At 46.2% G+C, this 22,555-nt stretch carries 34 protein-coding genes and 1 pseudogene; 2 read left to right on the forward strand and 33 right to left on the reverse strand.

Features of this window, described 5'->3' with window-relative positions; all coding sequences use genetic code 11:
* From ACFINA_RS08440 to ACFINA_RS08600, 33 genes and pseudogenes are all read right to left on the reverse strand, one after another.
* The coding region (locus ACFINA_RS08440; protein ID WP_375615405.1) for a phage tail protein at positions 1-349 on the reverse strand (349 nt) is incomplete at its 3' end.
* On the reverse strand, positions 349-1,215 hold the full coding sequence (locus ACFINA_RS08445) for a baseplate J/gp47 family protein (RefSeq protein ID WP_375615406.1): 867 nt from the start codon (positions 1,213-1,215) through the stop codon (positions 349-351). The genes ACFINA_RS08445 and ACFINA_RS08440, both read right to left, overlap by 1 nt.
* Positions 1,202-1,588 carry a GPW/gp25 family protein gene (locus ACFINA_RS08450; protein ID WP_375607977.1) on the reverse strand — a complete coding sequence of 129 codons (387 nt, stop codon included), beginning with the start codon at positions 1,586-1,588 and terminating at the stop codon, positions 1,202-1,204. The genes ACFINA_RS08445 and ACFINA_RS08450 overlap by 14 nt, the downstream gene beginning before the upstream one ends.
* A 3-nt stretch (positions 1,589-1,591) precedes the next feature.
* Positions 1,592-1,792 (reverse strand): hypothetical protein, encoded by a 201-nt coding sequence (locus tag ACFINA_RS08455; protein ID WP_375607990.1) that lies wholly within the window; start codon positions 1,790-1,792, stop codon positions 1,592-1,594.
* A gap of 12 nt (positions 1,793-1,804) precedes the next feature.
* Entirely contained in the window at positions 1,805-2,398 is a 594-nt protein-coding gene (locus ACFINA_RS08460) for a baseplate assembly protein (RefSeq protein ID WP_375607976.1), read from the reverse strand.
* Positions 2,395-2,916 (reverse strand): hypothetical protein, encoded by a 522-nt coding sequence (locus tag ACFINA_RS08465; RefSeq protein WP_375615407.1) that lies wholly within the window; start codon positions 2,914-2,916, stop codon positions 2,395-2,397. Before ACFINA_RS08465 ends, ACFINA_RS08460 begins: the two co-directional genes overlap by 4 nt.
* Positions 2,913-3,407: a phage virion morphogenesis protein gene (locus ACFINA_RS08470; RefSeq protein ID WP_375607974.1), complete on the reverse strand. Its 495-nt coding sequence runs from the start codon at positions 3,405-3,407 to the stop codon at positions 2,913-2,915. The genes ACFINA_RS08465 and ACFINA_RS08470 overlap by 4 nt, the downstream gene beginning before the upstream one ends.
* A gap of 1 nt (position 3,408) precedes the next feature.
* On the reverse strand, positions 3,409-3,831 hold the full coding sequence (locus ACFINA_RS08475; protein ID WP_375615408.1) for a phage protein Gp36 family protein: 423 nt from the start codon (positions 3,829-3,831) through the stop codon (positions 3,409-3,411).
* A gap of 15 nt (positions 3,832-3,846) precedes the next feature.
* A complete protein-coding gene (locus tag ACFINA_RS08480) occupies positions 3,847-4,812 on the reverse strand; it encodes a capsid protein (protein ID WP_375607989.1) in 966 nt (321 codons plus the stop codon).
* A 12-nt stretch (positions 4,813-4,824) separates the two neighbouring features.
* Positions 4,825-5,166 carry a hypothetical protein gene (locus ACFINA_RS08485; protein WP_375607972.1) on the reverse strand — a complete coding sequence of 114 codons (342 nt, stop codon included), beginning with the start codon at positions 5,164-5,166 and terminating at the stop codon, positions 4,825-4,827.
* Positions 5,163-6,176, reverse strand: coding sequence for a phage protease (locus ACFINA_RS08490; protein ID WP_375615409.1), 1,014 nt, complete (start codon positions 6,174-6,176; stop codon positions 5,163-5,165). Before ACFINA_RS08490 ends, ACFINA_RS08485 begins: the two co-directional genes overlap by 4 nt.
* Positions 6,177-6,607: 431 nt before the next feature.
* Positions 6,608-7,813, reverse strand: a complete 1,206-nt coding sequence (locus ACFINA_RS08495) for a phage minor head protein (protein WP_375614063.1) — start codon at positions 7,811-7,813, stop codon at positions 6,608-6,610.
* A complete protein-coding gene (locus ACFINA_RS08500; protein ID WP_375615410.1) occupies positions 7,806-9,407 on the reverse strand; it encodes a DUF935 domain-containing protein in 1,602 nt (533 codons plus the stop codon). The genes ACFINA_RS08495 and ACFINA_RS08500 overlap by 8 nt, the downstream gene beginning before the upstream one ends.
* A 12-nt stretch (positions 9,408-9,419) precedes the next feature.
* The gene (locus tag ACFINA_RS08505) at positions 9,420-11,042 is read right to left on the reverse strand and encodes a hypothetical protein (protein WP_375615411.1); all 1,623 of its coding nucleotides are present in this window, start codon (positions 11,040-11,042) and stop codon (positions 9,420-9,422) included.
* Positions 11,035-11,616 (reverse strand): annotated as a pseudogene (locus ACFINA_RS08510) (phage protein Gp27 family protein). Before ACFINA_RS08510 ends, ACFINA_RS08505 begins: the two are co-directional and overlap by 8 nt.
* The gene (locus ACFINA_RS08515) at positions 11,579-11,935 is read right to left on the reverse strand and encodes a hypothetical protein (protein ID WP_375607967.1); all 357 of its coding nucleotides are present in this window, start codon (positions 11,933-11,935) and stop codon (positions 11,579-11,581) included. Before ACFINA_RS08515 ends, ACFINA_RS08510 begins: the two are co-directional and overlap by 38 nt.
* Positions 11,932-12,246 (reverse strand): DUF2730 family protein, encoded by a 315-nt coding sequence (locus ACFINA_RS08520; protein ID WP_375607966.1) that lies wholly within the window; start codon positions 12,244-12,246, stop codon positions 11,932-11,934. Before ACFINA_RS08520 ends, ACFINA_RS08515 begins: the two co-directional genes overlap by 4 nt.
* A complete protein-coding gene (locus ACFINA_RS08525) occupies positions 12,243-12,458 on the reverse strand; it encodes a hypothetical protein (RefSeq protein WP_375607965.1) in 216 nt (71 codons plus the stop codon). Before ACFINA_RS08525 ends, ACFINA_RS08520 begins: the two co-directional genes overlap by 4 nt.
* The gene (locus tag ACFINA_RS08530; protein WP_375607964.1) at positions 12,451-12,789 is read right to left on the reverse strand and encodes a hypothetical protein; all 339 of its coding nucleotides are present in this window, start codon (positions 12,787-12,789) and stop codon (positions 12,451-12,453) included. The genes ACFINA_RS08525 and ACFINA_RS08530 overlap by 8 nt, the downstream gene beginning before the upstream one ends.
* Positions 12,782-13,069: a hypothetical protein gene (locus tag ACFINA_RS08535; RefSeq protein WP_375607963.1), complete on the reverse strand. Its 288-nt coding sequence runs from the start codon at positions 13,067-13,069 to the stop codon at positions 12,782-12,784. Before ACFINA_RS08535 ends, ACFINA_RS08530 begins: the two co-directional genes overlap by 8 nt.
* A complete protein-coding gene (locus ACFINA_RS08540; protein ID WP_375607962.1) occupies positions 13,066-13,647 on the reverse strand; it encodes a glycoside hydrolase family 19 protein in 582 nt (193 codons plus the stop codon). The genes ACFINA_RS08535 and ACFINA_RS08540 overlap by 4 nt, the downstream gene beginning before the upstream one ends.
* Positions 13,648-13,733: 86 nt before the next feature.
* A complete protein-coding gene (locus ACFINA_RS08545) occupies positions 13,734-14,141 on the reverse strand; it encodes a helix-turn-helix domain-containing protein (RefSeq protein WP_375614061.1) in 408 nt (135 codons plus the stop codon).
* 6 nt (positions 14,142-14,147) lie between these two features.
* Positions 14,148-14,765 (reverse strand): gp16 family protein, encoded by a 618-nt coding sequence (locus ACFINA_RS08550; RefSeq protein WP_375615412.1) that lies wholly within the window; start codon positions 14,763-14,765, stop codon positions 14,148-14,150.
* A 23-nt stretch (positions 14,766-14,788) separates the two neighbouring features.
* Positions 14,789-15,412: a DUF3164 family protein gene (locus tag ACFINA_RS08555; protein ID WP_375615413.1), complete on the reverse strand. Its 624-nt coding sequence runs from the start codon at positions 15,410-15,412 to the stop codon at positions 14,789-14,791.
* On the reverse strand, positions 15,396-15,674 hold the full coding sequence (locus ACFINA_RS08560; protein ID WP_375615422.1) for a hypothetical protein: 279 nt from the start codon (positions 15,672-15,674) through the stop codon (positions 15,396-15,398). Before ACFINA_RS08560 ends, ACFINA_RS08555 begins: the two co-directional genes overlap by 17 nt.
* Entirely contained in the window at positions 15,674-15,949 is a 276-nt protein-coding gene (locus ACFINA_RS08565; protein WP_375607958.1) for a hypothetical protein, read from the reverse strand. Before ACFINA_RS08565 ends, ACFINA_RS08560 begins: the two co-directional genes overlap by 1 nt.
* Positions 15,946-16,977, reverse strand: a complete 1,032-nt coding sequence (locus ACFINA_RS08570; RefSeq protein WP_375615414.1) for an AAA family ATPase — start codon at positions 16,975-16,977, stop codon at positions 15,946-15,948. The genes ACFINA_RS08565 and ACFINA_RS08570 overlap by 4 nt, the downstream gene beginning before the upstream one ends.
* Positions 16,978-17,322: 345 nt before the next feature.
* Positions 17,323-19,302 carry a transposase domain-containing protein gene (locus ACFINA_RS08575; RefSeq protein ID WP_375615415.1) on the reverse strand — a complete coding sequence of 660 codons (1,980 nt, stop codon included), beginning with the start codon at positions 19,300-19,302 and terminating at the stop codon, positions 17,323-17,325.
* A complete protein-coding gene (locus tag ACFINA_RS08580; protein WP_375615416.1) occupies positions 19,299-19,757 on the reverse strand; it encodes a hypothetical protein in 459 nt (152 codons plus the stop codon). Before ACFINA_RS08580 ends, ACFINA_RS08575 begins: the two co-directional genes overlap by 4 nt.
* On the reverse strand, positions 19,754-20,614 hold the full coding sequence (locus ACFINA_RS08585) for a ParB/RepB/Spo0J family partition protein (protein WP_375615417.1): 861 nt from the start codon (positions 20,612-20,614) through the stop codon (positions 19,754-19,756). Before ACFINA_RS08585 ends, ACFINA_RS08580 begins: the two co-directional genes overlap by 4 nt.
* A complete protein-coding gene (locus ACFINA_RS08590; protein WP_375615418.1) occupies positions 20,614-21,012 on the reverse strand; it encodes a hypothetical protein in 399 nt (132 codons plus the stop codon). The genes ACFINA_RS08585 and ACFINA_RS08590 overlap by 1 nt, the downstream gene beginning before the upstream one ends.
* Entirely contained in the window at positions 20,996-21,136 is a 141-nt protein-coding gene (locus ACFINA_RS08595) for a hypothetical protein (protein WP_375615419.1), read from the reverse strand. Before ACFINA_RS08595 ends, ACFINA_RS08590 begins: the two co-directional genes overlap by 17 nt.
* A gap of 72 nt (positions 21,137-21,208) precedes the next feature.
* A complete protein-coding gene (locus tag ACFINA_RS08600; RefSeq protein ID WP_375614894.1) occupies positions 21,209-21,502 on the reverse strand; it encodes a helix-turn-helix domain-containing protein in 294 nt (97 codons plus the stop codon).
* Between the two features lie 151 nt (positions 21,503-21,653).
* Between ACFINA_RS08600 and ACFINA_RS08605 the strand changes: the two genes are divergently transcribed.
* Positions 21,654-22,184, forward strand: a complete 531-nt coding sequence (locus ACFINA_RS08605) for a helix-turn-helix transcriptional regulator (RefSeq protein WP_375615420.1) — start codon at positions 21,654-21,656, stop codon at positions 22,182-22,184.
* Positions 22,185-22,196: 12 nt separating this feature from the next.
* Positions 22,197-22,555, forward strand: a 359-nt coding sequence (locus ACFINA_RS08610; protein ID WP_375615421.1) for a helix-turn-helix domain-containing protein, incomplete at its 3' end; no start/stop codon positions are given.

The following is a 22,555-nucleotide window of genomic DNA, read 5'->3' on the forward strand; positions in this document are numbered from 1 at the left end:
CAAAATCAAGTTGAAAGGAATTCCACCATGCACGCCCAGACCATGCGGGCTTAAAACGCGCGGAAAGCTCTAACCATCTCAACCCCATCTCTATTGCCGCAAGGGAGCCGCGAATATTTTGCCATGCAAGTCCTTGGTCAATCAAATCATAAGAGTTAGAGAAATAAGGGCTTAATTCTTGCAAACCATATTCATCAATGAGAGAGGGTAACCAAGAAGGGGGACGCGTGATTAATTTGGCACGGGAAATATCTTCGAGTACCCTTTTAACTTGAGGATCAACAGCCATTGCGTCAGCAAGACAACGTTCAAACAAGCTTGAATTTGGGGGCAATAACAACGAGAGCATTAATAAGCGTGCCCCCGTAATGATAAGGCAATTTCCCCTAGTGTCACTGCTTCATGAGGCGCGACCAGAATATCCTTGCACGGTTGCGTTATGTTCACATGGTGCACACCCTCAACCATCAGGCGACTGAGTATCCAACTTAAAGACAAATCACGCCCAAGCCTCCATGTGCACGCCCATTCTTCTCTCAAATTCTGCTCTGCTCTTTCCAAAACAAAGGAGCCTTCATCCGGTAACAACCAAAAATCAGCAGAAACATTGATCACCCGCTGCACCGCACTTTTGACCAAGAGAGTATCATTGGTCATTTTTACCTGTTTTTCATCAAGGGCGGCTTGCACCTTGGCAATTAAAGCTTCATCTGCCACCCCTGATGGACTATCACTAAAAAGAGCCACATGAATAAGCGGGCTTTTTCCCTCACGATAAACAAAAGCATCTTTGACATGGATATCACTGGAGAGCGCAAAATATTGATAACGTGGCGCTGTGCCCCCTGTGGAATGTCCTTGTCTATTTAAGCGAATGCGGCGGCGAAACCGCTCATCATCTTCATCCAAAAGGCGCGTGACCCCATGAAAATCCCCCAAATGGTCTAAACTTGTCCCACGCGCAAATTCTAGTAAATTGTCTCGCGCTACTTCATTGATCCGTTGGCGCAACAGCAACTCTTCATAAGCAGCCGCTTGTAATTGAATGACCACGGGGTCATAGGCGGTCTTTTCCACATTATAAGGAATATGATGGGCTGCAAAAACATCCATCAAACGCGCAATCTTTTGCTCTAAAATTGCTTCAACAGAAAGCTCTTCAATAATTTGTGGCAAAGGAATCTGTGAAAAGGGTAAATGTTCAAGCTCTGCCATAAGAGACCTCTAAAGGAAATTGCATCTCTTGCCCATGGGACCAATCCCCCAAATGGCCATCGGGATAAAAAACTCCCCTTAAAACAAAGTGGAATGTTCCCTCACGCGTTGCTTTGGTCAGATCAATCCTTTGCAATGAGAACCCAGGCTCTCCACATTCTGGATCATCAAGCGCGCAGGCAATAGCTTGATAAAGACGTAAGATTGTTGCAGGATCAGCATTGGCGTCTTGGAATTCTCTGACATCACACCCATAATGGCGACGCAAAACCCGTGTTCCTACCCTTGTCATTAAACATTTATGGAGTGATTGTTGGCAATGCGCAAAGCCATACAAGAGAGAGCCATCCTTTTCGCTCATCCCGCACCGCATGCTTTAAGCCCCTTTGCTTGTCTTTGTGGTAGAAACCGTTGGGGTCGCCGCAACAACAGGGGCTGGTTTTTCAGCAATCTGACCAAGCAGCAAAGGGTATTTTGCTGCCTCTTCACTTAAACAAATTTCCTCACCCTTGCCCGGTGAACGTTGACCAGCAACAAAATCGGCATTGGTTAAAATAACATAAGTGTTCTCACGCATCATAAAACTCCTTTAAAGAGGGGAAGAGGTTGTGGAGGGACCCATTTTGACCCCGCCGTGTTTATGGCTTGCGCCAACAGATTTTTGATTATGCTGTAAATCTTTTGCTTCAATCTGCACACTGCCCGTTAATTCAACACGGGTTGCTTGATGAGAAAGCACCAAACCTTGTGCACTCAAATGAATTTGGTTTTCCCCATGGGAAAGAATAAGTTCATCTTTTGTCATCCGCAAAGCGCCACCGGCATAACAGAGCGCCAACTCTTCGGCGTGACGGGCTGGATTAGGCATATCCTCACTATAGCTATCGCGTACAACCAGAGAGGCAGAGCCAATCTCACCATGGGGGTTCAACAACCGCACCGGATCACCAACATGGAGCGGCATATTGCTGGAAACAGCCCCCGCCGCTTCTTGCGCTTGTAGCCAAGGCGATAAAACCGCTTGTCCATTGGCACTCTCAGAGAAAAGTTTCACCCGAACCCTATGGCCATCAACTTGCACAACCCGCCCAATCATGTGTTGGTTGGCAAGACAGCGTTCAAGGGCATCAAGACGCTTCATGATTTGTCGAAAGGTATCACTTAAGAGATATGCGTCATTCATGCCCCCACCTCATTGTCCCATGAAATCAAACCACTTTTGAGTTTTCCCTCATCACAAAAAATATCTTTTCCCAAATGATACAAATCTTGGTGCCATTCCACCACACTAATCGACACACCACGCTGCTTAATCGCCGCAGAGATAATCGGTTCAATCTGGACATCACGCGGGGCACTCAAATGCGTTAGCCCCCACAATTGCCCGCTATGGCATAAAACCGCAATAGCTTCTGCCAGAAGCCAACTTTGGATATCACGCTCTTTACCCGTGGTAATAATAAAAGCCCCTAAATGAAGATCAGTACTCTGCTGTCCAGAAGCCACAGAACTCAAGCGGCTTTCTAACACCGCAACCCGTATTGCTGGAGCCACAAGCATTTGTGTTTCCAATTCTTCTAAATTAAAACGCCCAAATTGACAGCCGCAATCACGCACATCCGGCAAAGCGCCTTTAAGGCTCCATATCACCGCTTCACGAAACTGATTAATGCGCCCTGCTTGCTTGACCGTTTGACTCATGAAAAGACCCTTCCCAGCCAATCTTCTGCCGCTTTGACAATTTCCACTTTATTGCGTTCTGAAAGCCCCAAATAAGGACGGGCGGGCATGGTTACCTGATGCACACAAACAAAGCGGTGTGCTTTGCTGCTTTTCAGAAAAAAGCGCAGTGTCTTGCCATTTTTCGGGTGAATAACCCCACCCAATTGATGAATCCGTGCATAAACCAACCCACTCCCCACAATCACCTTTTCTGGTGAAGCTTTCATATCAATGGAGCGTGAAAGCGCCCCACTGGCAAAAAGAATGGAGGTGCGAGCATAATTGTTTTTCCACTTCTCTCCTTGGGCAGAGGTTTTTTCACTTTGAATCCGCCGCCTTGTGCTCTCTTGAATGAGACGTCCAACCCCTTGTGCCAAAGTCCCCATCGAACTATCAGCCCCCTTTTGCAAAAAGGATAAAGCCGCTTCAAGCCCTGTCTCTTTAATCTCAATATGGGTTGCAACAGACATATTACCTTCCCATCAAACGCGGCTTAGCATGGAAAAAAGCCCCATCCTTAACAGGACCATCTTCGCTCATAATTTTAGGTTCATCCACACCCAAACCCGCTTTGCCTTCCGCAATGCGTTTCAGTAAATCAACCGCCTGTTTGTAACGATCTTCAATGGTGGTGGTCAGTGCCGTATGGCGTATGGCTAAATTATAAACAGCAATATTGACACAGATCATACCCAGAGCCGCTGGCTGTCCAACAATGGGGACACAGTAGCGATGAGACAGATGCACATCAATCTCACCACTTGCCTGTTCAAGCGCAAGATCAATGGCTTTTCTTAAAAGAACTGGATCAGAATGCTCATCCATCCCACATAAGTCGGTCAAGAAATCAACGCCCCAGAGCTCTTCAATCAATCTTTTGCTTGCATAAGCCATGTTTAAAAGTTTCCCTTAGACAACTTCTTGCAACAAAACACCGGCATCTTTTGCGGCGACCAATTCACAAACGCGTTCACCAACACGCACCCGTTTACCGCCCGACAAGCCGATATCTGGATCTTGGATCACTCCAGACAAACGCTCGCCTAACTGAGCACTAAAGCCCCAACTGATCACCGAACCATCTGCCTGTTGTTTGGTAGGATCAATATAAAGCAGAGCAATCTTATTGCCCCAAACGCGTGCCAATTGTGCCGCGCGTCCTTTGCGGGCCAAATTCACTTGCGATTCACCAATGAGTAACCGATCGGGGTGTATTTCCATCAGATCAGCAAATTGCGCCTTGGTAACAAAACCATCAGCAGTGCCACCCCCTTTAACGGCTTTAATGATTTTGGGATGACGTTTGAGTTTTGACCAAACAACTTTGCCCATAACAATGGTGTTGGGTGTATAGACGAGACTTTTATCCATCGCCTCATCTAAAACAGCATAAGGGTCAGATTTCTCATAATCGCTAAATTTATTTTCACCCTTAAGCGTAATCACCCGCTCTGGTGCGTAATTTTCACTTCTTTGCACAAGCGCTGCCACACGCACTTCACGCCCCAACTCCAGCAAATTGGCAAGACCTTCTACTGCTGTCTTTTCGGGGTTATAACGAGAGCGCTTTTCTGCTCGTGCGCGTGCCGCTGCTTCAATATCTGAATTGGGGATGAGATCATCAAGTCCGTAATCTTTGACACTAGCTTCCCGTTCAAAGGCAGAAAATTCCACCACATTCGGGCGTCCTTTCCGCCCTATCTCAAGCTCAGGCACCGTAAAATTTTCCGCTAAGGGAAATTCACTATATTTAAACACTTCACTTAAAACAGAAACACGGGGCAAAACTCTATCGCCAATAAGAGAGCCAGCTGGATTGCGATAACCAATAGCAATAGCGGTGAGTGTTGGATCAATGGGAAAAGGTCTGTTCATCATAAGCCTCGATTAATTAATTTTAAAAGAAATAACATCACCAGCAGAACCATCACTCATGGCAATACCAATCGTGCGATCTGCAGCTTCCGCTTTAATGGCGTGTCCTTTGGGGTCAGAGGTCAAAAAATCACCAAAAGAAACATTGCCCCCACAAACCACTTCGCCCCAACCACATTGGCCAACATCAATCATCTCACCAGCCTTTGCGCTCAATGCCCCAGCAGTCCCTAATAATTTATCACCCTTACCAGAAGCCGTTGCCACCATTCCCTCAGTGCGCGCTGCAACAATGCAATAAGGTGAAATCACATCTATGGCGCGAAAAGATTTAATTAAAATCATCGTACTCATGATTGGCGCTCCTTTTGTTCGCAAATATAATCAACTGCTTGGCTAATGGTGATATCCCACCCTTTTTGCTTCTGCTCTTCCTTATAATGGCGTGCCGCAACAGCAATCTCTTCTGGCGCAAGCTTTGGTTCTTGCTTGAGACAAGAGGTCTCCAAAGGACTCCTAGCGGCAAGCGCCGGCAACTTCTCGACCAAACTTTTAAAATGTTCCACACCCCCTTCAAAGCTACAGAGTGCACGATATTCCTCGCGGGCAGCCGGCAAGATTTTGCCCTCTTCAATGGCCTTGTCTAAAAGGCTCTCAATAGCCTTATTTTTCTGCTCTTCTTGCAAAAGCGCTAAATCTTCTTGCACCTTTGTCAATTGAGCACAAAGTTCCACGCGTTCTTTTTCGCGCGCTTTAAGCGTTGCTAAAATCTCATCCGCTTTAGCATCTTCTGCCAGCTCCAGAGCACTGGCAATGGCTGTCAAATCCATCATTTTCTCCGTCAAAGTTATAGGGGAAGGCTGTTCACGGCTTAAAGCCGTCATGACAAGGGCTGGACGGTTCACCAAACCAGCACCGGCTAAATTTAAAATTTCACCTTTCTTCGAATGGCGAAACTCCGGCGAAAGATAGCGATATTCTCGGGCAATAATTTTTTTGGTAGCCATATCGGTCCATTTAACCCGCCCCCAAATTGCACCATCCCGCTCTGCTAACTCTTCAATCCAGCCACTTGCCGGCGCTTCCAAGCCATTTCTCGCTCGGTGATGTTGCCCATGCTCATAATCAATCACAAGCGGTCCTTTATTGGCTGCAAAAGCTTTTAAAATAGTTTGCGGGTTATAATGCCATTGTCGTCCATCACGAGCCTTCACATGCGGCGCTTTGGGCAAAAGCTCGACCCACTCAGGCGCTTGGCTAACGGTAACGTCTTGGCAAAGATCTATTAACGCGGCATGAAATGTCTCGTCATGACATATCTCAGCATGCCCATCTTCGCCATTTTCGTGAAATTCTTGCTCCATAAACATTGCCTATTGCTTTACAATTGTCATTGGCAATACAATGCATGAAACTTACTCCCACTATAAGTCTGACACTGTCAGTCAAAAGAGCATTTCTCAAAAAAGCACTCTTTTCCCTATTATTCTTCTTGTGAGAGCCCCCCGTGTCAAACCATCCCATAAAATCGTTTTCAAAGGCACTTCAAAGGCGATAGAGCGCCGTTGTGAAGTTAGAGGTACAATTTATCGTCTTATACAAAAAAGCCTCTCTCAAGCTGTTTTTTTAAAGATTGCTTTTAAACTTTTAAACTGTTACATTATCCGCGAGGCGTGAGCCAGTTATACCAGGACGGTTTTACCGGATCTGCGAGGAGTTGACCGCCCTCCACGCCTTCTCATTTTCCTCGCCTCTTTTCCATTAAGAACAAAAGACTTTCTTCCTGTTGTTTTCTTTACAACAACCTCTCGCCCTTTTTTTCAGCCGCATCCAATAAGCGTCCAATTTCTCTAGAGCTCTTTTTATGCATGGAGGTCAACCACCATTCTTGTTTGCTTGCCACGAATTTAACTGCTAAGCGCCACCATACCCCATCATTTTCACCCAAAAACACAACGCTCGGTACACCTTTTCGCCTGATAATGCCATGGGGTTTTATGAATGTTTGAATGGCGCCACGAAAATCATCCAAGCGAAGATCACGCGCTTGATGCTCTAACAAAATATGTTTCACACTGTCTGAAGATAAGCGAATAAGAGAACCGTCCGCTGCAAAAACATCACCCACCTTATTTATCATCGGAGCAATGGGAATAAACCCGCGAGGCATACGTCCTTCAAACATGGCTTCCAAAAGTGGTGAACCCACAATATCTTCAATGGCAATGCGTTTTCGATTGTCCCCCATCACAGAGACTTTATCACTCAAAAAATTGCTTAAGTTTTGCGCGCGATGTTTCCCAGGATTAGAATGCCAACCAGGATCAATCCCCTTTGGTATCTTCTCAATTTTTCCCGTTCGCTTATTGTGCCAAACCTTCTGCTCCACTTGAAGTGGCGGCGAATCCTCTTCATAGCCTAAATCTTCTGCTTCATAACGGCTTACCTGTCGCACACTACATTTACACCGCCAGCCATTGGGTGGATAAAGCCAATCCCAAACCGGATCATCAACAGGTGCCGTAAACCCCACCCAACTTTCATGTTCTAAACGCTTATGTTCTGAACTCGACAAAGCATAGGTGAGATAGGGCAAAAATTCTTTATTATTTTGTGTGCGCTCCCACTCGCCTGCTGCATGCGCACTCATGGTATTAGCCCAATAGACCGTCTCTAAGCGTCGCGGGCTGCCCAATTGCACCACGCTCTTTTCACCAGTTTTGGGGTCAATGCTGGTCTTTTTACCCCACCAACCCTTTTCTTGTAAAATCGGCATCAGATTTTTTTGAAATTCTTGAAAAGGAACTTGATGTTTTATAGCCTCTCCAACCGCTTGTTTAAAATCTTCTAAAATGTCATAGCCTAGCGATTTTGCCACCGTAAAGGAAAAGGCATGTTCTTCTGGTGCTATATCACGCCAATCAAAACTTGGAACAAGTGCCTTGGCTTCAAAATAACGGGTGACCTCTTTAGGGGCGGTTTTAAAAAGTTCCTCATCCATGATACCCAAGCCCACGTGCAATCATTTGCACCTTTGCCAAGCGCGCTGCTAATGCATGATGATCCATCTCACCCAATAATTCATCTAAGCCTTTAAGGATATCCTCATAACTTTTTGCTTCTCTCACAAGCTTTTTAAAAGGCTCTAAAAGGGGTTCTAAGTCCTCTTCCCAGTCGCTTAAAGCTTCTTGTGAAAGCCGGTCCAATTCGTCGTGATGTTTCCCACCCTGCTCTTTTCCACCCTTGTCCTCTCTTGTCACAGAAACATCAAAAACACCTCCACAATCAGCACAAACATGAGCCTTTTGTCTTGCCTCACCATCCTCTTGTCCCCTCTCATCATCAAACGAATTATCAGGAGCCTTTAAAACATCCTCTTCTTTTTTTGGTTGCGAAAAGCCAATCTTATTGCGCACTTCTTGCGCCCCAACACGCAAACCCAAGGGCACAAGTTTTTCCAAAGCGTCACTGATGGCTTTAATATCTTCATTTTCAGAAATCGGCCAATAGACAAGGGGAGTGCGCTCTTGGCGCCCAAAATTAATCTCAACAAAGGGCACAATCAAATCACGATTAGCTGTCAAGGCTAATTGGCGTGCATCAGCTCTTGCAATATCATGGCGTACATTTTCATGAATGCGCGCTTGCGAAAAAGACGAACCTTCATCCGTCGTCATCGTTTGCCCCAATACCCCTTTAGAAATCTGCCGATCTAAATATTCCGCTTTGACACCAAAAACCGCATTGCCACTGCCCCCTGCCGCTTCAATAAATTCAATCTCCATCTCTTTGGGAATAATCGCTGCCGCATCACTGGATAAATCACGCACCGCTTGAATGAGAACCCGCCGTTCCTCATGAGAAGAGCTCGCACCATATTTACCCACACGCAAAGGCATGCCATAAACTTCTAAGAAAGCCATCCAATCTTTCAGTGTATAAGACTTGAAGAGAAATGCCCAAGCTGCAAGCCGCGCAAGCCCAGAACGAATAGGCAAACCGCTTTTCAACTTGGGTCTGTGAATAGAAAATTTATAAGCAGGCAATTCACTTCCATTAAAAGACCCCTCTTCTTTTAAACGCAAATGAAAACCATCCCGCCGATCCAATTGAAAAAACCGCTGGTCACGCCATTTCCAAGCAACCGGCCACCATTCCTTGGCACTCTTGTCCCACAAAGTTTCAACAACCGCATAGCCTTTTCCCAAAGCATCTAACAAATCCGTCACATAATCATCAACAAAGGTAGGTGCACTGATCACTTCCCGCACCGCATCTGCTATCTTTTTGTCCTGTGCACTGCTGCTTGCTGCAATCACACTAGGTTCCACCCCTGTAAGGGCATTTTTACGCATGCCAAGCACAGCACGATAATGCAAATCACGCTCTTCCATATCATCGGCAAGTTGGAAAAACTGCTCTGGATGCCCCTGTGCTGCCTGTTGCAAAATATCAGCAAGTTGCGCAGGGGTGAGACCACTGACAATGGTTTGTGACCATACATCACGAACACCGCCAACGGTAGGGCTTGCAACTTCTCGCTCCAACCCTTTGATATTAAGCGCCCTGACCCACTGATCTAAAAGTTTTACCATCTCATTATCCCATCAATAAATCTTTGATCGCATTGTTGAAAAAAAAAGCGTTGAAAAGAGCGAGCTTTCATCAAAATGATAAGCCTCTCTTACAGGTGTATAATCATAAATTTCAGGAGTTTGGCGGCTGGCAAAATAAGCCAAAGCGCAAGCAATCGCGCTATCACCATGGCGCATAAAACCGTCACTGCCTTTAAAACGGTGATTGTCTGGAATTTTCACAATGCCATTGACATAAGCAAGCGCTTGATGATCGGCAACAATGTCACTATCGCGCGGCAAAACAATCGTCCCATCCCCAAAAGCTTCTAAATAAGCCGGCATTTCCTTGCCATACCAACTTTGTGACAAGGGAACTTCCTTCACAAGAGCTCCATAACGTTGCGCCGCTTTTTCGGCTAAATAAGCCCCATTGCCCCGCGCATCTAACGCGCCGCCCATCAAACGCGGCAAACCATTCACCCCATAAAATAAAATCTCTCTTTGTTGATCAAACGGCGTATTGCGCAATTCCACCATAAACCGTACACGGCGCACCAAATCTTGTCCCACCTCCATCACCACAATGGAGGTGGCATCACCACTGCGGGCAAAATCAACGCCAAAAACATGTTGGCGCCGCCGGTCAAGCCCAGCATGAAGAGGTTTTATATGCTTCTCACACCAAGCAAAAGCAGCAACACTTCGTTGATGTTCCGATTGATTTTTAAAATCATCCACACAAGCAAAACGCAACACCGCAATACCCGGAACACAACAATTTTCAATCTGCAAACGTGTTAAAGCCGCCCCTTCTTGATCGGCTGGTATGGCATCTAATTCTTGGCGCATAGCAGCCAAACGCACCCCATAAGAGGCACGAATTTGCTCTTCCCATTGTTGCTCAGATGCTAAACTCCACACCTCCCCCTTCATGGCACAAACCCGTTTAAACAAGCCATTTTTAACAGCAACACCAAAGGGGTAATAATGCACCGAAAAAGGCACTTTGCCTGCTCGTGCTTCACGGATCAATTCATTGAAAGGATTGAGCACACCATTATGGGTGGAGATCACACGGATTTTTCCTCCCCAAATGAGCAAAGCATTGACAGCATCCAAAACAGCGCGCACATCTTGATGAAACGCCGCCTCATCAATCACTACAATGCCCTGTAACCCCCGAATGTTTTCAGGGCGGCTAGAAAGCGCCTCAACCCGAAATCCCGAAGCAAAACGCACCCGATAAGCAGAGATATATTTCGTTGAACCATCCGCCCTTTGATCAGAGAATAAAAATTCCTCCACATCCCCACTGTGGCTTGTAATGGCTCTGGCAAAATTGCTCACATAGCCAATAAATTCACGCCCCTTGTCTCTGGTGTCACCAATATAAAAAACATTATCGCCCCCTGCCTTAACGGTTGCCGCCGCAATAAGAGTATCATCCAAAGCTTCAGCAAAAGTAATACCGGTGCGCCGCCCCTTTTCCACCAATTTTAACGGTGATTTATCCTCAATCCATGCCCGTTGATGCGCCATCAAAACGCCTTCCGCTAAGGGATCACTCTCTTTGGGAAAAGCACTTTTCCGCCAAATATCAAAACCACCTTGATGATCAAAGACATGACTTTTTGAAAAGGGCTGTTCAGCCATGTTTTACCCCCAACACCTGCGCACGTATAGCCCGCGCTGTTTCTTCTGAGAGCCCCGCCGCTGCTGCTGCCACATCAACCGCTTTACTTGCTTTAGTGGTAAAATCCTTCTCTAATCTTTACCGTCTGGTGGTCGACAAATGTTCAGCCGCCAAAACCCCTTTGAGCGCATTGGCTAATTCTTGTGTCGCTTTTGGCGAAAGGTTTTTCCCACTGCTCAACGTTGAAAAAATCAACTCCTTAATCGCTGCCGCCGTCAAAAGAGTGATATTATCAGAAGCTTTGGCATCAAAACGCTTGGAAAGGCTTGCGGCAATTTCTCTTGTCTGTTCTAGGCGCCGTGACATCACGGCTAGCCGCAAAGAATAACGATTAAAACTCGAAAAGGAGGGTATAGAAAAGCTTAAACCCGTTTCCTTTCGTAAAGCCTTCAAAGCTGTTTTAAATTCATCATAAATGGCTTTTTGCGTCTTTTCACGCCCGTTTAAAGCCTCAGCCGCCTCTGCAATGATTTGATCACAAGCTTGCGGCAATAAATCAATCGCCGTTAAACGTCCACGCCCGACCTTGCGCATCCTTCACCTCATATTTTATTGATGAACGTTTAGGCCGCTTAATCCCCTCAATGGAAAAGCTTCGGTCTAAATGACGTGCTCCCCGTTCTGTTAATGCCGCAAGAAAAACCGAACCCACACATTTTAACGTAACAGCACCTTGATCTTCCATCCATGCCAGTTCATTATGCACAAAGTCGCGATCGCGCCTGATGCCATAACTGTATAAAAGCCGCTCAATCATCGCACTCGATAAAGTTTCACTGCGCTCACAAGCAAGCCCTTTTAAAATAATCAACCGCGCTTCTTCACGGATGATTTTATCCATATCTGCTTTCATTTCTTGGCATTCTCCAACAAAAACTCTTGCAAGCGCTCACCAATGGCTGCCACCGGTTGTAATTGTGCAGAAAGCGTATTGAGGCGACCATTCAATTTCTCCATATTTACTTCCAATCTTTGCAGCGCATCACGATCAGGCAAAAAATCCATCTCTGTTTCTAACTTTTGCACACGCTCTTTAAGCGCCGTGATATCTTTCAGCATTTCCCGCGCACCGGAAGAAAAATAGGCTCTCAAAACCCCACAAATCGCAATAACCGATAACAATAAAGACAACCAGCCATTGGCAACACTGATATCCAAGTTCACTTAAAAGTCCCCTCTCTTGTGCCTAAAATCGCCCTCTCCGCAGCTTTTCTGCGCTGTTCACAAATCAATAAAGCAGCACGATCACGCCCCCAATAGTGCACCACTTCGCGCGCATTCAAAGCACGCTCTGGCAATAAAGCTGGGCGGGAACACGCCATGCGAACAACAGGCGGCAATTCAACCGATAAAAAATGATAAGAAAGGCTACCCACCGGCTTGTGTGTTGAGCAAGCGCACACGCTCAAGCCCAATGCCACCGCCAGTAACCGGCAACTTCCCATTGACTTCCTCCATTTTGATAAGCTTTTGTTCTAAAGCAGAAATCACCCCTTGCGCTCGATGCTCAGATTCCAACGCTGCTTGTCTTTGTCGCTCTTGTACAAGCAGTGCACGCGCTGAAGCCTTGGCAATCTCCAACTGCCAATACAAATCACGCGCCTTTTCCGCTTTTAAAATTTGCGCTTTCATAAAGCCAAAAGCCGCCAACATCACACTGACAAAAAAAAGCAGACCAAAAGACAGTTTTGAAACAGGGCTAAACATTGCTTTTATCTCCCCACCCCGTTATCTCCACCCCATCATAGGAGCGGCTATGCCGCTTATGGGAATGTTTCCTATTAGAAAAATCCATAGAACCAAAGCCACGATGCACCCCCAGATTGCCAACAATAATCGCCACCATCGAAGGAATAGAAATGCTCGCCATATCAACAATATGCGGAGCCCCCCACAAACCACCAGAAACGAGCAAAAAAATAACCCCCCAAGCAAACCAAAAAGACCACCATAAATAGAGCCTAGAACCACGATAAGAGGGCTTCATGCTTTCACCTCGCCTCCAAGCCCCAAAAGCTTTTTGGCGCGGTTCAAATAAATCAAACGTTGCACAAGTCCATTCTTGCCCCCATTGATCGCCTTGGTAATCCTGAGATAATCATCTTGATCAGCCAGCCTATTCAAGCCTTTCATTTGCCAAAACCAAACAGCAGACCAAAGCGCTGCTGGAAACTTTTCCAACTCTTCTGGAAAATCTTCACAATCAACCGCTTGTTTATCAACTGAGCACCAAAACCTCGTAAAACGGCGATAATTATTGCGCCCCGTCAACTGGATCAAACCACGCCCCTTAAAGCGCACCCCATCACCAGGGTTGATATTGCCTAAATCACGCCGCCCCTCATAAGCACGCCCAGAGGCATATTCACAAACGGTAAAAAAGCCATCACTCTCATGCGCACATTGGCTTAAAAAATGCGCAATACGCAACGGTGTTGTGAGTGCCCCATAGGATAAAGCTTCAGGCAACACGCGTGCCATTTCAACAATAATAAAATCTTGACGCGCATGATGCGCCAGTTTAGGCGCAAGGCGGTGAAGAAAAGAAGCATCTATTGAAATCATAACAAACCACTCAATGCATAAAAATCCATGCGCAGTTTATCGGATCTCCACCCCCAATATAAGCCTGACACTGTCAGTCAAAACTCTCAATACTCATAAAACTCTGGAAATAACGAACCTTGTGGTTCTTGCAAAGATATTTTCTTCTTCAAGCGATAGGCTGTACGCACATGCATACCAGAAACAGCAGCGGCAGCATCCACCGACCAGCCTTTTTGCAACGCTTGCACCATTTTTTGCCGCCGTTCAGCATCTCTGCCAAGGGGGATAAGAAGGCGCACTCCCGAACCATTAAAACAAAAATAGTTGATCAATTGCTGCGCTTCTTCAAACCCAACAATCTCAATCAACCAATCCGCACTCTCAAGACGCCCAGGTATATAAACTTCTCGTCCACCAAAAGCCCGCATCATATTCCATGCTGCTTCACTGCCCGCAACATCAGCTATTTCTCGCAATAAGGCAGGAAAATCGCTATAGACTTCCTCTTGCATACATGCTTACCCCTCGCTTTTTACACTTTTACGGATTTTCCGCCCCCAAACATTCATCACTTCTCTAAAATCGCTCCCATTCATCTCGCCCAAAGCTTTACCACTTAACGCCATAACACTTTGATGAAAAGCACCAAGCTCAAACACAGCATCCGGATTTAAACACTTCCATTGGGCACACAAAATGGAAATGCTTGGTTTCTTCCTCCATGAATCTTCGCGGTTTTTCCCTCTCCAGTCAACCCCACCCTCACGCTGCAACCAACCTTTCAACGCCTCAATGGCTCTGCATGCATCATCGCTATCGCGTAAAAAGCGAATATGATCAACGCCTGTCTGTCTTTTCACAAAGGCAAGCAACGCCTTATCTGAACGATCACGGATAATGCCAAGATTCCACCCAGCAATCCAGAGCGCCTGGAGCTTCTTGGCATATTTTCCCTCTAAACGCTTGCCATTGACCTCACCCCCATATGCTCGCATTTCTTGCATCACAAAGCGCTGTTCTGAAAAATTCAAATCTTTTGCCGATTGCTTGCCTGTCAATCGAAAAAGCAGTGCGCGATAGGTCTCATCATCAAGACCTAACGCGCGTTTGCCCATATGAATAGCCGCTAAAGACATGGTATCCCCTTATTATCTCCCTTTTATGTCTTGGCTAAATCAAGCGTCACAGCCCGCCAAGGGCTTTCCAATGTATCGCGCTCATAAAAACGCACATATTCCTTAGATGTCGTCACACGAATAGCTTCACGAATGGCACGCATCGCCTCTTTCCAGCGTGGATCATCAATATCCAAACGCAGCAACATAAAGATTTCCCCCCGATTCACCTTACCTTCTTTATCCGTATTAAAAGCACGTGTAATAATCGCACGGATTTCAGGGCGTGCATCCGCAGACCACTCATTCAAACACTCATCAAGAAGGCTTTTAGCAATTTGCAATTGCGGTCCAAAATCAACACTTTCCTGAACTTGCACCTTAATGCGTTGCAAACCATCAAAGCTTGTATACGTGCAATTGCCCTTTTTGCCACGCCGCTCCACACCATATTCTTGCGCAAGCAAGCTATCAAAACCACTCAAATCCGCAATCGTATGGCTGTTAAAACGTGCAATCCTTGCCGATAATTCTTTCGCAAAACCCATAATTTTGCGCACCGTTTCATCCTCAAGCAAATCCGCAGGGCGGATTAGGCTTACTGGCACCAAAGCCCCTTTCGCATCCTTCATATAACGCGTACCTTCAAGTTCAATTTGTGGATTCATCACCAACTTCCTCCTGTGTTTTTTGAAACCGACGAAACGGTAAAATAGAACCCGATAAAGGGTCATATCCCGCTTTCAATTGCCAACGACACCGCATAAGCTCATGACCTAAAATATGATTATAGCCCGCGAGACGACGCAAATAATCATTCAATTCTCGAACATCTTTCGCACTCAGAAAAATGCCCTCCATTTCATGCTTGAGTAAAGCAGAACGCAAAGCAACCAAGCAATCTCTCACCATATAAGGGTTCCGTTCCATCATTTTCCGCCTCCAAAATCCATATGAATAACCGTTCCTTTCTCACCCTCATCACTCTTGGCATGAAGCGCTTGGCTACAACGTAAAGCTTCCACAACTTGGCCTTCCAAAACCGCATCAGCCTCCCCCAAACGGTGAACACTCAACTCCAATTCAAGCAATAACGCCAAATCAACACACAATTTAAGCTTTTCTCCAATATCAAAACCGCATTGATAATCGTCATAAAGACCAACAAGCGTATCGGATAATTCTTTGTCGCATAAAGGGATCATGCCAATTCCTCCACGTCACGGTTTTTCCATGCCGCTTTGACATGTTTAAGGGTCACCTCACACCCATCTCCAAGCGCTGCCATGCGTGCCAACATCATGGTTTTGTCAATTTGCCGCAAAGCTCCTGCTTTCAAACCAATTCCCGTCAAAAACTTTATCGCACCAACATCTTCAATCCCCCAATCATGAATGCGCGCTGCAATATCCTCACTATAGGGCTTGCGACGCTTCAAATGCATCGCCAATCGGCTTTTAATTTGCGCATAAGAGGAACCATTTTGACGATGAACCAACCGTCCAGAGATTTCATCATTGCCAACCAAAGCCAACCCCGTACCATTGATATCAACAAAGTGGCGCAACTGATTAATCGCTTCATCCGTTAAATTTTGCGCCTCATCAACGATCAACAACGTGCCACTGCCCACGCGCTCTAACTTTTTGCCAATAGCACGCGTTAAGCGGGTGGGATTATATTCCACCACCTCCAATTCTGCTGCCATATCATTCAAAATACCATGAACACTACGCGTATGCGGGCTTGCTGTCACCAGATAAACATGCGGGCGGGTCGCGCGGTAATGGCGGCAGGTTTCGGTCTTACCACTGCCCGCATCAAGCGTAATCATCACCATATCCCCCGTACTTTGCGCCAGTGTTAAAGTATCAATGATCTCACTAGCAATTCGATTCCTCTGAAAAGCCGGCTTTTCAGGAATGCGCTCCAAAAACCCCGCTGTTTCCTTTAAAACCTCAACCCATTGTTGAACCTTCGCATTTTGCTTCCCCAACTGTCCCGCATAACTGCCCGCATACCATTGCGAAAACGTCCCATCCGGCATGCCTATGCGCCGCGCCACTTCCGCCTTAGACCAATCATTCATTTGCCCCAAAGCTCTCACTGAATCCACAAGCTCATTCCATAAAGCAATGTCATCACTGTTGCGGTTTTGTGCTGTTCCATTGGGCTGGATTTTAGGTCGCGCCCAAGGATTTTTATCGACCGTTGCATTTATCGCGTTTTTCATGTATATTCCCCTCTGTATTGATTTTAGACTATTGATAAGGGGAAAGGCTCCAACCTGCCCCTTATCTTTTGTCTTTACAATGAACATTTAAAGCCGTACGCGATACTAAAACGGCTCCCTTACAAATTCCCCTCTCTTTCTCACACATCAGGGAACTTGCTAACTCCACGTATCTCACCCGATCAGGCAAAGATACCTAGAAACTTCATGTATTGATTAGACTTTGAAATGGATAAGATTCCTCCCCCCCTTTCTTTGTTAACGCTTCAAGCCGTACGCGATACAAAATCGGCTTCCTTTTGAGAATTCTTATAAATCCCCCCTCTCTTTTCCTATTTCCTTATTTTATTGCTTGGGAAACTTTATCACTTCACGCTCTTCATCAGACGCCGAAAGCTTTCTCAAAGCTTTATGTAAGTGTTGACTAAATTCTTGGGCGTCCAAAGCCTCATCATCGTCTGCTTTCAAAGCTAAATTCCCCACGTTGTTTGGCATCAAGCGGCTCACCTTTGGCTTTATCGGAAGCTTCGATTTGAACGCTTCATCCTTTTTCTCAAGGCGACCATAAACATCAGCCAAGTGATCAGGTGCAAGCTTTGCCGCTAGCTGTTTTTCTGCTTTAACAGCCTTCACATATTCTTTACGCAAACGCCCATTCAAGCGCGCCGCATGCTGGTCATAAAAACCTACATCACAAAGGCATGGTGCCAAACAAAGCAACCGATTATTCAAATCATAAACCCGTAAATCTTGATGCAAATTATCCGGATCAAAGCGTACAATCACCTTTTTCCCCGCATGCTCATTCAACGCCCGCGCCCAATAACGATTGCCATAAAAATGGATCTCGCCCGTACCCTTTTGCGCACGCAATGCTTCTGAGGTTAAAAGCCATAAAGCCCGTTGTGCTGCCGTTGCTTGCCGAATAATCGTCCCCTCTGCTTGCAAGCTCTCAGTAAAGGTCTCATCAAAACTGCGCCCCGCACAATTAACCGCCTTACGCCCCGCTTGCGCATTATGCGCCACAATTTGCGCCCCAACATGGGCTTTAAACGCTTCAAATCCTATCGCGCGCTTGCCATAATCTTCAGGCTTGGCATCCGGTTTATTGCCCGTATAAGCCCCCGCACAAAAGGGATGTTTAGAAATCGCTTCTGCCAGATCACGCCATGCCCGCTCAATCGGTTTAGACTGTCCGCTATAAGGGGTGGTCCATTGCAACTGCACACCCAAACTCGTCAAAAGCCCTTGCGGATCATCCGGCTTAATCTTAAAACGAAAGCGGTTTTGCACACCTCCAGAAATCCATTTGCTGGTAAAGGCACGCCCATTATCCAAGGTCATACGCTCCGGTATGCCATAAGCTTCCACCATATCCCCAATCACCAAACGAACGATTTCCCAACTCTCAGCATCCGATAAGCGCCACGATAAAATCTTGCCCGAATAAAGATCTTGAATGGCAATCAGATAAAGCCGCACAGGCTTCTCTGTCCAAGGAACATTCACAAAAACATCCAGCTTATGCCCGTCCATATTCACTGCTTGCAGTGCATGCAGGCTGGAGCGATCACGCCGTTGGGCTGGATAAAGCTTTTTTGCCTTTTCTTCTCCCTCACGCGCTAAAACCACAACAGCCTTAGAAATTTGCGCCTTAAAACGACGCCGCAATGCCCGCTCAGAAGGAATGGGCTCAAAACCCCGCTCCTGCGCAACCGAAACCATGCGCCGATAACACGCCGAAAAAGCAGGTTTAGAAGGGCGCAAATAATCCGAACAAAAAACCTCCCACGCCCCATCATGACAAGGCGCAAATTGCGAAACATTCTCCTCACAATAACAAGGCGCTAAAGCTGCCAACCAATCAGAGCGCTCATACCCCTCCACCATCTGCCGCCAATTAAAAAGCGACATCCGGCTCACACCAAATTGCACCGCACTCAAACTTGCCGCATCATGCACACCCATACCAGAAACAAGCAAATCATCCATAAAGCAAAGTGCCTTCAAACGCTCTTCACAGCGCCTTTTATGCGCCTTTGAAAGCCCCTCATAACGCACCCAAATGCTTGTCTTTTGCTCCCCTTGCGTTTGTTTCACATCAACAGCCCCACCAAACCGCACCAACAATGCCGCCCGCGCCCCCTCCGGCAATAAGGAAATGTGAACTTCTACAATAGGTCGAGAAACCCCTTTAACTTTACGTGTCAAACCACTTTGATGACGCCATGTGGTCGCCAAAATCTTACGCAATCCGCCCTTACTCTTCGGCAACCCTGGCAAAGCTGCTTCAGCCAATTCGGCAATAGTAAACCATTCTTTCATGGTTGCCCCCTTTTAATGCGAACCGGCGTTGCGCGCATGGCTTTCAATCGCGCTGCAATCTCCCGCTGTTCCTGCTGCAACCGCGCAATCTCTGCTAAACGCGCCTCATCCCCTTGCAACAGCAACAATCCATCTTCACTCACAACCTCATCCCAAAGCCAATAGGCTTCTGTTGCCCGCACAAATGCCTTAAACCGCGGCAGGGAAATATCAACCTGCTTACTTTCCGCAACATAAGCATCTAAACTGGCCTTACTTAAACACCCAATCCCTAAATAATGCGCCATGCGCTCTGCAATCTCACTGCGCTCATGCCGGCATTCTCTCAAAGCCCGCGCCATCGCACGCTTAATGCGTGAGCGAAACCGCCCTAAATCAATCTGTGCAACGGGTTCGCGGCAGGGAAAAACCGGCTTTTGGAAAAAATCAAGCTGTTGGGAACCACGCGTCTTCATGCTTGCTCCTCCCCTCGTTCTCTTGCAAGATAATCACAAAACCGCGCCTTTGTCTGCGCATCTGCTCTCTGCCACACCCCTAATAACTGAGCAAAAATCCGTTCCTGTTCATTAATTTGCGGCGGCGTATTAACCCCATTGACCAAATCAACAGCCCGCCGTAAATCCCCATCAACCTGTTGCAAAGCAATCGCCACCCGCCGTTGCGCAACCGGCTCCATCTTGGCTAATTTCAACAATTGCGCTTGATTATCCGCCAATGCCGTCCCCCGCAAAACAGACCGCAACTCCGGCTGTAGATGTTGGGCAATACAGTTAAGACGTTTTACAACATCTTGAGAAAAACCAATGCGGTCCGCCACATGTTTGGCAAAGTGCAAACCTTGCACTTTGCCATTTAAGTCACTATCATTTGGCAAAGGTGCAACTTGCACCTTTGCCACTTTGTCCTTTGTATATTGATTACCATGGTCACCACCACGTTGAATCTCCCCATACTTCTTTTCCCACAATTCGCGGTAAGTCTGCACAAAAAGCGCACGGTCAATCACTGACAATTCATTGCGAAACAGATTTTCAGCCACTTCTAAAAGCGCAGCATTCTCTTTATCCGCCTGCACCACAACAGCATCAATGTCACTATAGCCCAAAAGCTCAGCAGCACGAAGCCGGTGTGCACCAGCAATAAGCGTATAATTGCCCTCTTTAGCATTGGGGGTATGGCGCACCGTAATCGGATTCATCAATCCCTCCCGCGCCATTGATTGTGCAAGTGCCTTGGCATGCTCATCATCCACAGGGCGTATACGCTCCGGTACCACAATCACATCAAGAGCAAGCTTTTGAAACTGTGCCATCACGCCCCCACCTTTCTGATCTCTTTAAAGAACAAATCCATCGCACGCCCCGCCCATCTTCGATAAGCTTTCGCAAAAACGGGTTCTTCCAAACGCCGGTTAATCACTTGCAAAGCAAGAAAGATAGCAGTCTGCTTCCGTACTTGCATCGCAACAATACGCCGCCGCGGCACCTCAAATTGATAATGCAAAATATGAATGGCAATTTGCCGCGCTAATATCGCATCAAATAAGCCATGCGGTGGGTCAATAATATACCGGATTGGTACATGCCGAAATCCACCACTCACTGCTTTTAAAGAACAGGAAAGCATCATTTGTAATCGCTCAGCTTCTGAATAAGGATTAAAGATTTCTCTTTTTGCCTCTGGCATCCATAAATTATAAGCAGCAACCATAACCACCTCCTATAAAAACAATATGACCACCCCCTAATCGCCAGAACCACCCCATCCAAACGGCTGTTCTATGATGCAACTCTATGCAATTTATCTTGCCTATTTCGTATTGATCTTTAGACATTGATAAACCTTTTCATCTTATGGTAATAAATTCATGGCAAATGCGCAAAAACGCAAAGCCGTGTAACGAAGTTCAAGCAGCATTACCGCGCAATGCGGACTGTGTTGCCGAATCTGTATTGGCATGTTTTGCTGCTTTAAAAATGCGACGGCGACTTTTGGGGTAGCGGTCGCTAAAAACCTGCTCGACGGGCAAGCCAATAAAATCGGCAATAGCACGTTCGGCTTTCTCGTTAGACCGTGTCCAGATGTGTTGAACACTGGATGACGAGAGTTGATATGCTTTCGCGAGCTCCGCCAAGGTCATGTTACGGCGGCGTAGCTCAGCTAAAATACTATGGCGATCCCATACTTGTGTGATAGTCATAAACTTCGCTCCTGCTTCAAACGGATGCTCCCACATCCGTTTTTTGTGGGGTTAATTGTAAAATATCTGCCCTCTATATCGGGCGGTAATATGTAGTTAATTCATTTTATATGTTTTGTAAACATAAAAAATGAATTTATGAGGTATTTTTTTGGCACGTCCCGATTCAGAACCAAAAACACCATTGGCAAAACGCCTACGTGACATAAGAAAAATGCTTGGAAATGAAGAACGCGGTGCTTTTGCAAAAACTCTTGATTTAGCGAAAGGTACGCTCGCAAATTATGAGCTCGGTGTAAATGAACCACCAGCATCTATCGTAATTGCCTATCACAAAATTTATGGCGTAGACTTTCATTGGCTTCTCACTGGAGAAGGCGAAATGTTTAGTGACATGGCAAAAGCGAAAGCAGCAGGTTTTAAACCACAAACCATTCCTACTGGACTTATGAAAAAACTCGGTCGCATAGCTTATACAACCTATCGCGATGCTAAAATAAAACTCCCCCCTGAAGATATAGCGGAACTCGCGGCGGAACTTTATGGAAAACTGCAAGAGCTTGTTCAAGATATCAACGACACGGAAGAAGTAGAAGCAACTTTCCCTCTTCTTAAAATTCATTTAAAGCGTCAAATAGAGGCTGAAAGAGTACATCTAGAAGCTACACAAGATACGGCTTAATGCCTCTTTAATATGACACGACAAAGAAATGAACCAAAAACCCCATTAGCAAGACGCCTCATAGAGGTAAGAAAGCTTGTAGGCTTATCTCGTGATATATTTTCTCTTAAAATTGGTATTAGTATTCAAGGGCTTGGCAATTACGAACGCGGTGATAGAACCCCAGACGCAACCGTTTTAACATCATATGGAGAAAAATTTGGGATCAACCTAAATTGGCTTTTGACTGGTGAAGATGAAATGTTCATAAACATGATGAAAACTCAGTCTTTCAATATATCTCCACCAGCTATCCCTGCTGGTCTCATGAAAAAGCTTGGTCGCATAGCTTATACAACCTATCGCGATGCAAATATAAAGATCCCTCCTGA

Origin of the sequence: Bartonella sp. AC10YNML, assembly GCF_042196825.1 — a bacterium.
Classification (GTDB): Bacteria; Pseudomonadota; Alphaproteobacteria; order Rhizobiales; family Rhizobiaceae; genus Bartonella.